The sequence below is a fragment of the Saccharopolyspora sp. 6M genome, from assembly GCF_020176775.1.
In the GTDB taxonomy this organism is placed as follows: domain Bacteria; phylum Actinomycetota; class Actinomycetes; order Mycobacteriales; family Pseudonocardiaceae; genus Saccharopolyspora_C; species Saccharopolyspora_C gregorii.
The window spans coordinates 37,862-52,678 of sequence record NZ_JAIUJZ010000003.1; the positions used below are offsets into that span (position 1 = coordinate 37,862).

Genomic DNA, 14,817 nt, shown 5'->3' on the forward strand with positions numbered 1-14,817 from the left:
GCGGGACGTGCGCGAGGTGCTGGCCGGTGCGCCTCCCGTTCGCCGTCCCCGGGGCCGCGGGGGGGGGGGGGGGGGGGCCCCCGGCCCCCCCCCCCCCCGGGCCCGGGGCCCGGCGGTGGCCGCAGGAGCGGGGCGAGGCGGCAGGTGCCACCTCGGCCCGCTCCGGCATGACCGCCGGATCGCGATCCGGCGGAGGTGCGGCCCCGGTCTCCCGGCCTGGTCGGGAAGCGGGGTGGGTACCTCGGTGCAAGGAGCGAACGGGCGCGCCCGCCCGTTCGGGGAGAGGCGAGAGGAAAGGATGGCCGGCATGCGTGCGGTCGTCGTCGAAGGACCCGGTCAGATCACGGTCACCACGGTGCCCGATCCCACCCCGGGCCCGAACGATGTCGTGGTGGCGGTGGATGCCTGCGGGCTCTGCGGCACCGACCTCCACCTGGTGGACGGGGAGATCCCGGTGGTGAACTACCCGATCACCCCGGGCCACGAGCTGGCCGGCCGGGTGGTCGCGGTGGGCAGCGAGGTCACCCGCCTCGCCGAGGGCGACGCCGTGGCGGTGGACCCGTCGCTGCCCTGCGGGGAGTGCCGGTACTGCCGCAAGGGCAAGGGCAACCTGTGCGAGCCGTGGCAGGCGATCGGCATCAGCTCGCCCGGTGGGGCGGCCGAGTACGTCCAGGTGCAGGCCAAGAAGTGCTACCCGCTGCCGGAGGGCATCTCGCCCACCGCGGCGGCGCTGATCGAGCCGCTGTCCTGCGCGGTGCACGGGCTGGACAAGGCTCCGCACGACCTCACCGACGACGTGCTGATCTACGGCGCGGGCACGATGGGGCTGCTGCTGGCGCAGCTGCTCAAGCGCGCCGGGGTGCGCAGCCTGTCGGTCGTGGACCGCAGGCAGGACCGGCTCGCGGTGGCCGAGTCGATGGGCGTGAGCGCGATCGCCACCGACGCCTCTGCGCTGGACGAGGCGGCCGAGGGCTGGGACCTGGTGGTGGACGCCACCGGCGTCATCGCCGCCATCGAGGACGGGCTGGGCCGGGTCCGCAAGGCGGGCACGTTCCTGCAGTTCGGCGTCGCGGACGCGGCGAAGACCGCGAACTTCTCCCCGTTCAAGGTCTACAACGAGGAGATCACCATCGTCGGTTCGATGGCGGTGCACAACAGCTTCGACCGCGCGCGGGACCTGCTGGTCGCGGGGGCGATCGACTCGGACGCACTGATCACGAACACCGCGGGCCTGGACGACTACGCCGCCGCGCTGGAGGAGTTCCGCACCGGCACCGGTCTGAAGACGCTGGTCCTGCCCTCCCAGTGACGGCTTCCGCCCCCCCCCCGCCCCCCCCCCGCCCGGCCGGGGGGGGGGGGGGGGCCCGGCCCCGGGGGCCCCTCGGACTCCGCACCCCACCCCCGCCGGGCGGGCGGAGCGCCCCCCCGCCCCCGGTCTCAAGACGCGGGCCCGCCCCCCCCCGTCCCGGCTCCCCCCCCCGCCCGGCCCACCCCCGCCCGGCGGGGCGGCGGCGGACACGGGGTCCGCGCACGCGGGCCCACCGGGTGGACGGCCCAGCGGCCCGCACCCGCGAACGGGCCGTTCACCGCCGCGTTGACGGCGGAGCCGTCGCAGGCCCTGCCGCGCTCACCACGACGCCCGGAGCCCGGGGGTGCGGCTAGGGCGTGGAGTCCGCGGCGGGGGAGCGGCGCTCGGGCGGCGCGATCACGTCCACCTGGGTCACCTGCGCGGTACGGCCACGGCCCGCTTCCCGGTCCGCGCGGTCCTGCTCCGGCGGGTCCGCCGGCCCGGACCCACGCCGGAAGCGGTTCAGCCCCAGCGGGTCGAACCGCACCAGCGACAGCCCGGCGAGCACCGCGGCGCCGACCCCGACCGCGACGAACGGCCAGTTGTACATCGCCTGCTCGCCGTCCGGGTAGTAGGCCAGCACCAGCACCACCGAGGAGCCCACCACGTAGGACAGCGCCCGCGGCGTCCACCGCAGCGCGCAGCCCAACGCCAACCCCCAGGTCAGGTACCACGGCAGCACCACGGGCGAGAGCAGCGCGGCGGCGAGCAGCGCGATCGCGGCCCGGCGCACCGCGGTGGTGCCGCCTTCCTGCGCGCGCCACCACTGCCAGACCAGCACCCCGGCCAGCGCCAGCGAGCCGAGCGTGCGGCCGACCTCGACGAACGGCCCGCGGTCCACCTCGACGAACAGCGACACCGAGCTGTGCACGGCCTGGCCGATGCCGGTCGGCGCGGACAGGTAGTTCACGATCATGCCGGGCGCGGAGAGCGCGGGCAGCCAGCCGAACCCGACCTTGGCCAGCGCCATGCAGGCGGCGAACACGGGCACGAAGATCGCGACCGAGGCGGTGCCCGCCCGCAGCAGCTGCTGCCAGCGGTTGCCCGGCAGCCGCGCCGCCCAGATCCACACCAGGAACGGCAGCGCCACCCCGGCGGTCGCCTTGATCGCCATGGCCAGCGTGACCAGCGCGATCCCGCCCGCGTGCCGGCCGCGCAGCACGAGCAGCGCGCCCATCGCCAGCAGGCCGATCATGAGCATGTCGTTGTGCGGGCCGCCGACCAGGTGCACGACCGTCATCGGGCTGGCGGCGACGAGCCACAGCGCGACCGGCAACCGGCCCCCGAGTTCGCGGACCAGACCCGGCAATGCGAAGATCAACATGACCAGGCCGCAGAGCAGCACCAGGCGCATCACGATGACACTCGAGATCATGCCGTCGCCGGCGATCAGGATCACGCCCTTGGCGATGCCCATGAACAGCGGCCCGTACGGGGCCGGGGTGGTCTGCCACGTCGGGTGCACGTTGTCCGGGATCGGCCCGGTCAGCGTCGAGGGCCCCACCGCGTAGGGGTCGATGCCGTGCAGCGCGAGCAGCCCTTGGCCCAGGTAGCTGTAGACGTCCCTGGTGAACAGCGGCGGCGTGATCAGCATCGGCAGGATCCACGCGGCCGTCGCCGCCAGCACGCCCCGGGAATCCACCAGCTTCGCCAGCACCCCGCGGCCCAGCCGCACCCACGCCCAGACCAGCACCCCGAAACCGGTGTAGAGCACGGCCAGCGCGAGATCCCGGCCGTGGCCGTAGCGCATCGCCGACAGCGGACCGGAGCCGAGGATCGGATCGTGCACGAGCACGCCCGCGCCGCCGAACGAACCGGCCAGCAGCAGCAGCGAACCGATCGTCCCGAGGGCGATGGTCCGCAGCGGTAATCGGCCGCCGCGGGCGCTCAGGTCGCGCGCTGCCTCGCCGGTGGGGCGATCAGTGCTCGGGGCTGGGGATCCGGCACCGCGTCGGGCCCGGTGGGCCTCGGCCGCGGCGCCCGGTCGGGTGGTCGGACTCGGGGGCATCGTGCGCTCCATGTTTCCACACGGTGATCCGCCGCCGGGCGGGACCGGGCCCGGTTGACCACTTCGTGATCAACCGGGCGCCGGTGCACGCGCGGTCGAATCCGGGTCACAGCGCGGTGACGCCGACCGTCGAGCCCGGCTCCACCTTGCTCCCCGCGAGCGGCAGCTGGCCCAGGATCAGGCTGTCGGGGCGCTCGAAGAACGAGTGCACCTCCAGCGTCAGGCCCAGCGCCGCCAGCTCCTGCTTCGCGTCCTCGGTGCGCTTGCCGTTGAGGTCGGGCACGGTCACCGCGTTCGACAGCACCACGCCCACCCGGGGCTTGCCGGAGAGCTTCACGACCGTCTCCGGCGCCGGATCGGTGGTGATCACGTGGTCGCCCTCGACGTTGGAGTCGAACTGCCTGCCCGCCTCGTACGGTTCGAACCCGGCGGCGGCGAGCGCGGCGAACGCCTCGTCCTTGCTCGCCCCGGTCACGTCCGGCACCGGCACCGGCGGCGGGCCCTTGCTGACCACGATCCGCACCGTCGAGCTGATCGGCAGCTCGGTGCCCGGGCCGGGGTCGACGCTGAGCACGGCGCCTTCCGGGACCTCGGTGTCGTACTGGTCGGCGGAGGAGTCCCGCTCGGGGCGCAGCGACGCGTCGCGCAGCGCCTGCTCCGCCTGCTCCAGCTCGGTGCCCTTGGCGATGTCCGGCACCTTCGGCCTGCCCAGCGACACCACCAGGTCCACCGACTGCCCGCTGAGGATCCGCGCGCCCTGCTTCGGCGAGGAGCTGATGACGGTGCCCGCGGGCACCTCGTCGTCGAGCTGCCGGGTGATCTCGGCGCTGAGGTCGGCGCCGCGCAGCACCTGCTGGGCGACCTCCTCGGTTTCGCCGACGACCCGCGGCACCTGGATGTAGCGGCCGCTGCCCATCCACCAGGCGGTGCCGCCGAGCAGGCCCGCGACCACCAGGATCGCCAGCGTGATCAGCGCGAACCGGCGGCCGCCGCGCCTGCGCTCCTGCTCGTGCCGCTCGGCGGGCGACGGGCGCACCGCCGCGATCTCGTGCGTGGTCTCCTCGGGTTCGGGTGGCCGCGGCATGGCGCGGGTCCCGCGCGGCCCGCCGGAGGGGCCGTAGGCGTCGGGCACCGAGGCCTCGGTGATGGGGGCGATCCGCTCGGTCGGCGGCCCGCCCGGGTCGGCCGAGACCATCTCGGTGCGCTGCTCGGACACCGGCACCGGGACCGGTACCGGGCGCAGCCCCAGCTCCGCGCTGATCCGCTCCAGCTCGCGCAGGAACGCCGCGGCGTCGTCCGGGCGGCCCGCCGGGTCGCGCCGGGTGGCGCGCAGCACCAGGTCGTCGATCGCGGGCGGCAGCTCCGGGGTGATCTCGCTCGGCGGCGGGACGTCGGCGTTCACGTGCTGGTAGGCCACCGACAGCGCGGTGTCCCCGGCGAACGGCGGGCGCCCGGTCAGCAGCTCGTAGAGCACCACGCCCGCCGAGTACACGTCGGTGCGCGCGTCCGCGTCCCCGGTCGTGACCTGTTCCGGGGACAGGTAGGCGACGGTGCCGAGGATGACGTTGCCGGTGGTGCTGCCCGCCGATGCGGTCGCCCGCACCAGGCCGAAGTCGGCGACCCGCACCGAACCGTCCAGCCCGACCAGCACGTTCTCCGGTTTGATGTCGCGGTGCACCATGCCCGCGTGGTGCGCGGCGGCCAGCGCCGAGAGCGTCGGGCGCAGCACGCTCACGGCCATCGGCAGCGGCAGCACGCCCTGCTCCAGCAGCACTTCGCGCAGCGTGCAGCCCTCCACGAGCTGCATCACCAGGTACACCCGGTCGCCGTCGACCTCCCGGTCCACGCCCTGGTCGTAGACGGCGACGACGGACGGGTGGTGCAGCCGGGCGGCGGACCGCGCCTCCAGCTCGAAGCGCTCCACGAACGACGGGTTCGCCGAGTAGTGCGAGTCCATCACCTTGAGCGCGACCGGCCGGTCCAGCCGGGTGTCCAGCCCGCGGTAGACGACGGACATGCCGCCGCGCGCGATCACCGAATCCACCCGGTAGCGGCGCTCCAGCATGGCTCCGACGAGCTCCGAGCCGCCGCCGGGTCGTGTTCCAGGAGTCATGGTGTGTCCGCCAACCGCAGGGATGTCCGCTTGCCTGCGACGATTGTTCCAGGGCTCGCGGACCGCGCCTCCGCCCGGTGGGCTACGGCGCGCCGCGCCGGTCACCGGATCGATGATGACCCTTCCGGGGCACGCTCCCGATGGGCCGTTGTGGCATCGTGTTCGGGGTGAGTGCTATCCCCGCTGCCCCGGATGTGCTTGCTCCAGATGTGGAGATGACACCGCTGCCCGACGTCGCAGAACGTCTGGGCCTGGTGGTGACCCGGGTGCACCAGCTGATCCGTGACGGCCACCTGCTCGCCATGCGTCGCGACGGCATCCTCGTCGTCCCCGCCGCGTTCCTCACCGAGACCGCGGTGGTGAAGGGGCTGGGTGGCACGATCACCCTGCTCCGCGACAACGGCTACAACGAGGACGAGATCCTCACCTGGCTGTTCACCCCCGACGATTCGCTCCCCGGCACGCCCATCGAGGCGCTGCGCGGCGACCGCGGTCGCGAGGTGAAGCGGAGGGCGCAGGCGATGGGCTTCTAGGCCGCCGCCGCGGGCGCCACCGGCCCCCGCGCGTTCCGGACCGTCGGCGTCCGGAGAGATCGACCACAGCCGACATTCGTTCCACTCCGATGCCGGGTCGCTCCCACGAGCGGCCCGGCATCGTCGTTCTCGCAGGGCAGCGCGAGGGCTCCGCGGTGGAACACGTCGGAGGGCCCTGGAGTTCGTTCACCTGATGGGCCCCGTGATTGAAACGTGATTTCACATTCGGATGTTCTCATGGTGGAGAACTCGGATCGCATCGCCGCGCCCGCTCCCGTGCAGCCGCGGCGATCGGGCGCGCCCGGAAAGAGGAGGCAGGCAAGCAGTTGCGCCCGTTCACCACGGTCTGGAGCGCTTTGATCCCGGCAGCGTCCTCGTACCTGCTGCTCACCATCTCCGCCGCCCTGTTCGCGGTGGTCGTGCGCAGTCGCAGGTTCACCGTCGTCCCCGCGCTGCTGGTCTCCGCCGTGGACGCGGTGCTGCTGTACTCGCTCTTCCTCGTCGGCTACCTGGTGGCGGCGCCGCAACCGGCTCCCGCGGGCGTCGCGGTGCGGCTGGTGCCCGGAACCGACCTGGGGGCGGCGCTGCAGGCCTCGCCCGGGGACCTGCTGCCGTGGTTGCAGCTGGTGGGAAACCTGCTGCTGCTGGCGCCGTTCGGTGCGCTGGTGCCGGTGCGGGTGTCCTGGTTCGGCGGTTGGGGCCGGATCGCGGCGGGTGCGCTGGCGGTCACCTGCGGCATCGAGTTCCTGCAGTACACCGTGCTCACCGGGCGGGTGGTGTCGGCCGACGACGTGCTGCTCAACGCCTCCGGCGCGCTGCTCGGCGCATTGGTCACCCGGCCGTGGTGGGGCCGGTTGCCGCGGACGCTCACCGCGGCCCGCCCGCTCCGCGCACGGCACGCGCTGCGGCCGCAGTACGCCCGGTGATGCGCCGCCGAATCGGCGCGCCGGAATCCCGCACCGCGAATCGGCGGGCGTTCGAGCGGAATTCGCGGAAATCACGCGGAATGCGCGGCGGGAGCCGCCGAGATCAACCGGTGATCCGCCGCGCGGCCAGCTTCCCGGAGATCAGCACCGGCGGCACCCCCACCCCCGGCGTCGTCCCCGACCCGGCCAGCACCACGTTCTCCGGATCGCGCAGCAGGTTCCGCGGCCGGAACGGCCCGGTCTGGGCGAAGGTGTGCGCCGCCGAGAACGGAGTGCCCGCCGCGTGTCCCTGCGCCGCCCACCCGGCGGGGGTGACGACGCGCTGCACCTCGACGGACTCGGCGAACCCGTCGAAGCCCCGCGCCTCCAGCACCGCGAACAGCTCGTCCCGGTAAGCCGAGCCGATCCGCTCCCAGTCGAACCCGGCGGTGCGCAGGTTGGGGCACGGGGCCAGCACGTAGTGCAGCTCGCGGCCCGCCGGGGCCAGCCCCGGATCGCTCGCCGTCGGCCGCGTCACCAGCAGCGACGGATCGCTCATCAACCGGCCGTCCCGGATGATCTCGGTGAAGGTGCGCTCCCAGGCCGCGCCGAACGAGATCGTGTGGTGCTCGGTCCCCGGCCAGGAACGCGTCGTCCCCGCGTGCACCACCACCGCCGACGGCGACCAGCGCAACCGCCGCCGCTGCCGCCCGCCGAGCAGCCGGTGCACCACCGGCAGGTCCGGGGTGAGCACCACCGCGTCCGCCGGGATCCGCTCCTGCCCGGCGTGCACCGCCACCACCCGGTCGCCGCGCCGCTCCAGCCGCCGCACCTCGGCGCCGTAGCGGAACCGGACCCCGGCCGCGGCCGCGGCGTCCGCCAGCGCGGTCGGCAGCGCGTGCATGCCGCCGCGCGGGAACCACACGCCGCCGACCGTGTCCATGTACGAGATCACCGCGTACAGCGCCAGCGCCCGCCGCGGGTCCAGCCCCGCGTACAGCGCTTGGAACGAGAACACCCGCCGCAGCCGCTCGTCGCGCAGGAAGCTCCCGATGGCCGGGCCGAGCCGGCCGAAACCGCCCAGCGCGGCCAGCCTGCCCAGCTCCGGCCCGACCAGGTCCAGCGGCGAGTCGAAGTTCGCGTCGATGAACCGGCCCATCTCGGCCCGGTGCACCTCGGTGAGCCAGTGCCGCAGCCGCCGGTACCCGGCAGCCTCGGCCGGGCCCGCGAACCGGCGCACCTCCTGCTCCATCGCCGCGCCGTCGGTGTGCACGTCCAGCGCCGAGCCGTCCGCGAACCGCGCCCGGTACGCCGGGTGCAGCGGGATCAGCTCCAGCCGCTCGGCCAGCGAGGAACCCACCGCGGCCAGCGCCTCGTCCACCAAATCCGGCATGGTCAGCACCGTCGGACCGGTGTCCACCCGGTAGCCGTCCAGCTCCAGCAGGCCCGCGCGCCCGCCCGGCAACGGCTCCCGCTCCACCACCGTGACCGAACGGCCCGCACCGGCCAGGTGCAGCGCGCACGCCAGGCCGGCGAGCCCGGCGCCCACGACGACGACGTGCTCGGTGCGGCCCGGGACGCGGCGCATCAGTGGGTCCGGTCGGTGACGGCCTCGGCGAGCTCCGCGAGCCGGGTCGCGGCCGGTTCGGCCAGGTCCGCCTCGCGCAGCGTGCGGTGCGCGGCGGCGGTGAGCTGCGCGATCCGGTCCTCCACGGCCTGCTGCGCGCCCAGCCGCACCAGCACCTCGCGGGCCGAGTCGATCCGCTCCGGCGAGACGTCCGGATCGCCGAGCACCGCGCGCAGCTCGGCCGCCCGCTCCTCGTCACCTCGTTCGCGGGCCACCCGCAGCGCCTCCGCGACGAGCAGCGTGCGCTTGCCCTCCCGCAGGTCGTCCCCGGCGGGTTTGCCGGTGACCGCCGGGTCGCCGAACACGCCGAGCAGGTCGTCGCGGAGCTGGAACGCCACCCCGATGTCGTGCCCGAAGCTCTCCAGCGCCGCCAGCACCGCGGCGTCCGCTCCCGCGATCTCCGCGCCCAGCTGCAGCGGCCTGGCCACGGTGTAGGACGCGGACTTGAGCTCCGCGACCCGCAGCGCCGCCTCCGGGGTCTCGTCCCCGCGGACCTGGCTGAACACGTCGAGGTACTGCCCGGCGAGCATCTCGGTCCGCATCGCCCGCCACGGCCGCAGCCCGCGGGCCAGCTGCTCCGGCTGGAGCCCTGCGCAGTGCAGCATGTCGTCGGCCCAGGCCAGCGCCAGGTCGCCGAGCAGCACCGCCGCGCTCATCCCGAACTGGGCGGCACCTCCGGCCCAGCGCTCCCGGTGGTGGGCGTGGGCGAACTCGCGGTGCACCGTTGGGCGGCCGCGGCGGGTGTCGGATTCGTCGATCAGGTCGTCGTGCACCAATGCGCAGGCCTGGACGAGCTCCAGCGCGCTCGCGGCCCGCAGCATCGCCTCGGCCGCCGGGCCCTCCGCGGCACCGCCGGCCGCCCGCCATCCCCACCACGCGAACGTCGGGCGGATGCGCTTGCCACCGCCGAGCACGAAGCGGCTCACCTCCCGCGCCGCGGCGGCGAACCCGCCGTCGAGCTCGGTGCACTCGGCGAGCCGCGATTCCAGGTGTTCGGCGAGGGTGCGTTGCACCTGACCGGGCAGATCGGAGTCCACGGCGTCCTCGGTGGTCGTGTCCGCGGGGGTGTTCAGCTGCGGTGCGGATTCCTTGATGGGCACGGGCACCATCCTGCGCGACGCGCCCGGCAGGTCGGCGCACGGGGCCGGGCGCCCGGCGCGACCACCGGTCACCGGACGCGATCACCGGCTTCGGCGCGGTCCCGCTCGTGCGTGCGCTGCGCGAGCAGCCCGATGACGACCACGGCGCCGAGCACCACGGCCGCCAGCACCATCGTCCAGATCCAGCCGACGCCGATCCCGGTGCCCGCGTACTGGAAGGTGGCGTTGAGCTGGTTGACCTCGCCCGGTTCCGGCGCCCACGTCACGACCCCGGAGGTCTCCTTGCCGTTGGTGGAGGTGATCTCGCCCGGAGCGGTCAGCTCGATGCGCACCGCGGAGTCGGTGTCGGCCAGCGGCGTCAGGTCCAGCATCGTGGTGAACTCCACCAGCGACCCCCGCCGCTCCAGGTGCAGCTGGTAGCGGGACTCCGAGGGGCTCAGCGCGTTGCTGAGCCGCTCCAGCTCCTCGAACTCCAAGTCCTGGAACGACAGCCGCGAACCCACCCGGCCCTGCTCCTCGAACGGCGCCACCTGCACCCGGTCGGCGAGGTCGTCCGGCGGGTGCAGCCGGAACGGCACCTGGCCGTCGGGCGTGTCGGTGGTCAGCACCAGCTCGCCGGAGGTCTTGTCGTCCTCGGTGAGCGCCACCGACGCCGTGGTGTGCAGGCACCCGCTCAGCAGCGTGCCGACCAGCACCAGCAGCAAACCCAGACCGGCTCGGCGGCCGGCGCGCATCGTTTCGCCTCGCACGCCGGTGATGCTCGCACCGGCCGGGACTGATCGCCGCGTTCCGCGGTCGCCCGCGATCACCCGTCGAACACCGAAGGTGGCCGGGCGCGCACCCCGGCGCGATAACCTTCGCCCCATGGCATCCGAGCGCACTGGCGTCCACCAGATCAGCGACCGCTTCGTCGACGAACTCGCCGAACTGGACCCGATCGAGGCGACGGCCCTCGGCCTTCCGGGTGGTGATGAACTGCTGACCGACTACTCGCCCGACGGCCACCGCGCCCGCGGCGAGCTGGCGCGCCGGGCGCTCGCGGAGATGACCGCCGCCGAACCGGCCGACGCGGGCGAGCGGGCCGCGAAGGCGGTGTTCCTGGAACGCATCGGGCTCGACGTGGAACTGCACGAGGCGGGCGAGGACCTGGCCTCGCTGAACGTGATCGCCAGCCCGGTGCAGAACCTCCGCCAGATCTTCGACCTGATGCCGACCGACACCCCCGAGCAGTGGCGCACCATCGCGCGACGCCTCGAACGGATGCCCGCCGCGGTGGCGAACCTGCGCGCCGGACTCGCCGAAGCGGCCGCGCAGGGGCGCGTCGCCGCGATCCGCCAGGTCACCAAGGTCGCCGAGCAGTGCGAGACCTGGGCAGGCGCGAACGGTCGCGACTCCTACTTCGCGAGCCTCGTCGGCCGCGCCGAGGTCCCGGACGCGCTGCGGTCCGAACTGGACGCCGCCGCCACCGGCGCGGCCCGCTCCTACGCCGAGCTCGCGGGCTTCCTGCGCACCGAACTCGCGCCGCGCGCGCCGCAGGCCGACGCCGTCGGTGAGCAGCGGTACCGGTTGTGGTCCCGCTACTTCACCGGCGCCGCCCTCGACCTGCGCGAGGCCTACGAGTGGGGCTGGGCCGAGTTCGCCGGCATCGAAGCCGAGATGAAGCAGGTCGCCGACCGCATCCGCCCCGGCGCCACGCTCGCCGAAGCCGCCGCGCAGCTCGACGCCGACCCGCGCTACCGGGTGCACGGCCAGGACGGCCTCCAGCGGTGGATGCAGCGGCTGTCCGACCAGGCGCTGCACGACCTGCGCGGCACCCACTTCGACATCCCCGACGAGCTGATGGCGCTGGAATGCCGCATCGCCCCGCCCGGTGGCGGCGTCGGCGCCTACTACACCGGACCCACCGACGGGTTCACCCGGCCGGGCCGGATGTGGTGGTCCGTGCCCGCCGACCGCGAGGAGTTCCCCACCTGGCGGGAGACCACCGTCGTCTACCACGAGGGCGTTCCCGGCCACCACCTGCAGATCGCGACCGCCGTGCACCAGGCCGAGCGGCTCAACAAGTTCCAGCGGCTGGCCTGCGTGGTGTCCGGGCACGCCGAGGGCTGGGCGCTCTACGCCGAGCGGCTGATGCGCGAGCTCGGCTACCTCGGCGACGACGGCGACCTGCTCGGCATGCTCAACGACCAGCTGTTCCGGGCCGCGCGGGTGATCGTGGACATCGGCATGCACCTGGAGCTGGAGATCCCCGCCGGGACCGGCTTCCACGAAGGGGAGCGGTGGACGCCGCAGCTCGGCGCGGAGTTCATGCTCACCCGCACCGTCGCCGAACCGGCGCAGGTGCACGACGAGATCGACCGCTACCTCGGCTGGCCGGGGCAGGCGCCGTCCTACAAGATCGGCGAGCGGTTGTGGCGGGCGGCGCGGGACGACGCGCGGGCGCGCTACGGGGCGGAGTTCGACTCGAAGGACTTCCACCGGCGGGCGCTGGAGCTGGGGTCGATGGGCCTCGACACCCTCCGGGAGCAGCTCGCCGCGCTCTGACCGCCTGCCCCCGAAGCTCGTGCCGCGCGGCACCGGGGTGGCGGGACCGCCCGTCTTCCCACTTCAGCTGCGGAGTGCTCGGGTGGGCACCTCAGCGGTTCCCCCCCGCTGCGGGATCGGTGGTCGTGCACAGCGACATCGCCGTCCTCGTGGGGGAACCGCGGAGAACCCGCGGGTGGTCTCGCCGCTCGGGTGGCCGGTGGCTCAGCGGCTCCGCCGCCCGGATCGGTCAGGCGGTCTCCAGGGGAAGGCTGCGGCCCAGGACCGCGAACGGGCGCGGGTCGCCGGTGAACCGGTAGTGGCGCAGGACGTCGCCGAAACCGACCCGCCGGTACAGCTTCCACGCCCGGGTCGGGCCCTCCGGCGTGGACAGCAGCACGGCGTTGCCGGCCGCCCCGTCGAGCAGCCTGCGCAGCAGCGTCTCGCCGAGCCCGCCGCCCTGGCTGTCCGGGCGCACGTGCAGCTCGGTGAGTTCGAAGTAGTCCCGCATCCACTGCTCGGCCTCGGCGCGCGGGGTGACGGTGAGCATGCCGCGGAACACCTGCTCGTGCCACCACTGCCCGGGCACGCCCAGGTAGCCGTAGCCGATGCCGACGAGCTCGTCCTGCTGGTCGAACGCGGCCACGCAGCGCCAGCCCGCCCGCATCATGTGCGCCGACCACATGGGGGCGCGCTGCTGCGCGGTGGACGGCGGGTAGCCCATCGCGTCCACGTAGACCTGTAGCGCTTCGGCCAGGCGTGCCCTGAGCTGGTCTGCGGTCAGCTCGACGATGCGGTCGATGTGCGGTGAGGGCGCGGCTGTCACGAGCCGAACACTAGAGGGTCGGGCAAGGCCCGGTGGTGTGCGGTCCTGCTCGGCGGCGCCGGGCTCGGTGCGCAGGGGTTCCGGTGTCGGTGCTGGTGGGCGGGGCGCGCTGGACGTGACTCGAACAGGTGATCTACGGCTCGGTCCTTGAGCGCGCCGCCGAGCCGGTCTAGTCTGGAGCCAGTCGAACTGAGGTTCGAGTCCGTCGGATCCGCGCCACGGGTACCGGACTCGCGGGACTTCGGTTCGCACGTCACGTCCGGTGGCGGGGTGGGGGAAGCACCTCGTCACCGGACGGCCGGCTTCCCCCCGGCTCACCACGTCCCACCGCGGTCCGGCGCGCCCCGGCGTCCGGATCGGCACCGTCGTGACCGAGCGGAGAACACCGATGTCCCAGCACCTGCCCACCTCCCGGTACCGGCGCGGACCGCTGCCCATCCCGGCGCCGCGGCGCCCGGCCGACGCGCCGCGGCGCCAGCGGTGCGAGCCGAACCCGGCGCGTCGCGGTGACCGGCGCAAGGACGGCGACGACTGGCTGCCGGTGACCGCCCCGCCCGCGCCCGCGGGTGCTCGTTCCCTGCTGGCGCAGGCCAAGGGGTGCCTGCTCGACGCGCAGGACTCCACCAAGGCCGCCGAGCGCTACGTGTTCGCGCACCTCGCGGCGCTGCGGGCGGCGACCGCGGTCGTCCTCGCCCGGTCCTGGCGGCACCGCGCCCGGCTCTCCGGCAGCGTGTGGCTCCAGCTCACCGAGGTCGCCCCCGAACTGCGCGAATGGGCCGCCCACTTCACCGCGGGCTCGCTGCGCCGCGCCGCGGCCGAGGCGGGCAGTCCCGGGATCAGCCCCGGCGAAGCCGAGCTCTGCCTGCGGCACGCCACCGAGTTCGTCGGCGTCGTCGAACGCGGCGTGTCCGGAGCCGCCCGATGACCCTGCGCCCGCCCGCGGACCTCTCGATCGACACCGGCCGGATGCTGGAGCTCATCGGGGTGGAAGGGCAGCTGCTCACCGCCGCCACCCACGACGTGCACCCGGACGCGCGCGTGCCCGGCGCCTCCGGCCGGACCGTGGCCGAGACGATCTGGTTCCTCGGCGGGCAGTGCGAAGACGCGCTGACCTGGATGGGGGCCTCCGAGCAGGACGCGAGCGCCTGGGTTGTGCCCGATCCGGCGAGCCTGCGCGAGGTCACCGGCCGCTTCACCGCCCGCCTCGCCGAACTGCTCGCCGAGTTCGGCACCCGGCCACCCGGCGACGCCTGTCCCACCTGGTGGCCGGAGGAGCACTCGGTGCGGTTCTGGATCCGCCGGATGCTGCACGCCACCGCGGTGCACCGGGTCGACGTGCAGGGCGCGGCCGGAGTGCCGCGCACCGGCATCGACGCGGACGTGGCGCTCGACGGGATCGACGAGGCGCTGCGGCTGTGGCTCGGCTACCGGCTGCACGCGCTCGGCATCCACGCCACCCGGCCGTGCGTGCTGGGCGTGTCCACCACCGGCGCCGACTGGTCGGTGCACGCCGAACCGAACCGCACCGTCGTGCACCGCACCGGTCCCGGCGCGCACGTGTCCGCGGACGCGGTGCTCGGCGGCGACCCGGAAGCGCTCTACCTGTGGCTGTGGGGACGGCTGCCGGACCGGGAGATCACGACATCGGGGGACCAGGACGCCGTGGCCCAGCTCTGGGGACTGCTCCGCCTGGCGACGCGATGACCGCGTGCGCGGGCTCGTCCCGCGCGGCGGGGCAGGCGGCGGAACCGCCCCGTCCGCCTTCCCGCGCGGGGCTCGGCCGGCGGGACCGCAGCGGTCGCCTCGCCGGCTCCGCCGCCCGCCACGATCCGGC

The 14,817-nt window shown here is 74.5% G+C and carries 12 protein-coding genes; 6 read left to right on the plus strand and 6 right to left on the minus strand.

All coding sequences use genetic code 11. From position 1 onward, the window contains the following. Positions 1-307: 307 nt before the first annotated feature. Positions 308-1,309 carry a zinc-dependent alcohol dehydrogenase family protein gene (locus LCD31_RS00295; protein ID WP_224955334.1) on the plus strand — a complete coding sequence of 334 codons (1,002 nt, stop codon included), beginning with the start codon at positions 308-310 and terminating at the stop codon, positions 1,307-1,309. Positions 1,310-1,658: 349 nt separating this feature from the next. Here the strand turns inward: LCD31_RS00295 and mptB are convergent, their stop codons facing one another. Together mptB and pknB are read right to left on the minus strand one after the other, a co-directional pair. After that, positions 1,659-3,356, minus strand: a complete 1,698-nt coding sequence (gene mptB / locus LCD31_RS00300; protein ID WP_224955335.1) for a polyprenol phosphomannose-dependent alpha 1,6 mannosyltransferase MptB — start codon at positions 3,354-3,356, stop codon at positions 1,659-1,661. Between the two features lie 106 nt (positions 3,357-3,462). Next, positions 3,463-5,469: a Stk1 family PASTA domain-containing Ser/Thr kinase gene (gene pknB / locus LCD31_RS00305; protein ID WP_224955336.1), complete on the minus strand. Its 2,007-nt coding sequence runs from the start codon at positions 5,467-5,469 to the stop codon at positions 3,463-3,465. 167 nt (positions 5,470-5,636) lie between these two features. Between pknB and LCD31_RS00310 the strand changes: the two genes are divergently transcribed. Both LCD31_RS00310 and LCD31_RS00315 read left to right on the plus strand, forming a co-directional pair. Next, the gene (locus tag LCD31_RS00310; RefSeq protein WP_224955337.1) at positions 5,637-6,002 is read left to right on the plus strand and encodes an Rv2175c family DNA-binding protein; all 366 of its coding nucleotides are present in this window, start codon (positions 5,637-5,639) and stop codon (positions 6,000-6,002) included. A gap of 356 nt (positions 6,003-6,358) precedes the next feature. Then, positions 6,359-6,928, plus strand: a complete 570-nt coding sequence (locus LCD31_RS00315; RefSeq protein ID WP_224955338.1) for a VanZ family protein — start codon at positions 6,359-6,361, stop codon at positions 6,926-6,928. 103 nt (positions 6,929-7,031) lie between these two features. Here the strand turns inward: LCD31_RS00315 and crtI are convergent, their stop codons facing one another. From crtI to LCD31_RS00330, 3 genes are read right to left on the minus strand one after another with little or no spacing between them, the layout of a single operon-like run. Beyond that, positions 7,032-8,495: a phytoene desaturase family protein gene (gene crtI / locus LCD31_RS00320; protein WP_224955339.1), complete on the minus strand. Its 1,464-nt coding sequence runs from the start codon at positions 8,493-8,495 to the stop codon at positions 7,032-7,034. After that, positions 8,495-9,643: a polyprenyl synthetase family protein gene (locus tag LCD31_RS00325; RefSeq protein WP_374201634.1), complete on the minus strand. Its 1,149-nt coding sequence runs from the start codon at positions 9,641-9,643 to the stop codon at positions 8,495-8,497. Before LCD31_RS00325 ends, crtI begins: the two co-directional genes overlap by 1 nt. 59 nt (positions 9,644-9,702) lie before the next feature. Next, complete coding sequence (locus tag LCD31_RS00330) at positions 9,703-10,383, minus strand: DUF3153 domain-containing protein (protein ID WP_224955340.1); 681 nt, start codon at positions 10,381-10,383, stop codon at positions 9,703-9,705. A 115-nt stretch (positions 10,384-10,498) separates the two neighbouring features. Between LCD31_RS00330 and LCD31_RS00335 the strand changes: the two genes are divergently transcribed. After that, positions 10,499-12,178, plus strand: a complete 1,680-nt coding sequence (locus LCD31_RS00335; protein WP_224955341.1) for a DUF885 domain-containing protein — start codon at positions 10,499-10,501, stop codon at positions 12,176-12,178. Positions 12,179-12,407: 229 nt separating this feature from the next. On the opposite strand, the gene LCD31_RS00340 is transcribed toward LCD31_RS00335, so the two are convergent. Beyond that, positions 12,408-12,983, minus strand: coding sequence for a GNAT family N-acetyltransferase (locus LCD31_RS00340; RefSeq protein ID WP_224955342.1), 576 nt, complete (start codon positions 12,981-12,983; stop codon positions 12,408-12,410). 388 nt (positions 12,984-13,371) lie between these two features. On the opposite strand from LCD31_RS00340, the gene LCD31_RS00345 reads away from it, so the two are divergent. Beyond that, positions 13,372-13,908, plus strand: a complete 537-nt coding sequence (locus tag LCD31_RS00345) for an SAV_6107 family HEPN domain-containing protein (RefSeq protein WP_224955343.1) — start codon at positions 13,372-13,374, stop codon at positions 13,906-13,908. Then, positions 13,905-14,687 (plus strand): maleylpyruvate isomerase N-terminal domain-containing protein, encoded by a 783-nt coding sequence (locus LCD31_RS00350; protein ID WP_224955344.1) that lies wholly within the window; start codon positions 13,905-13,907, stop codon positions 14,685-14,687. The genes LCD31_RS00345 and LCD31_RS00350 overlap by 4 nt, the downstream gene beginning before the upstream one ends. The last annotated feature ends 130 nt before the right edge of the window (positions 14,688-14,817 follow it).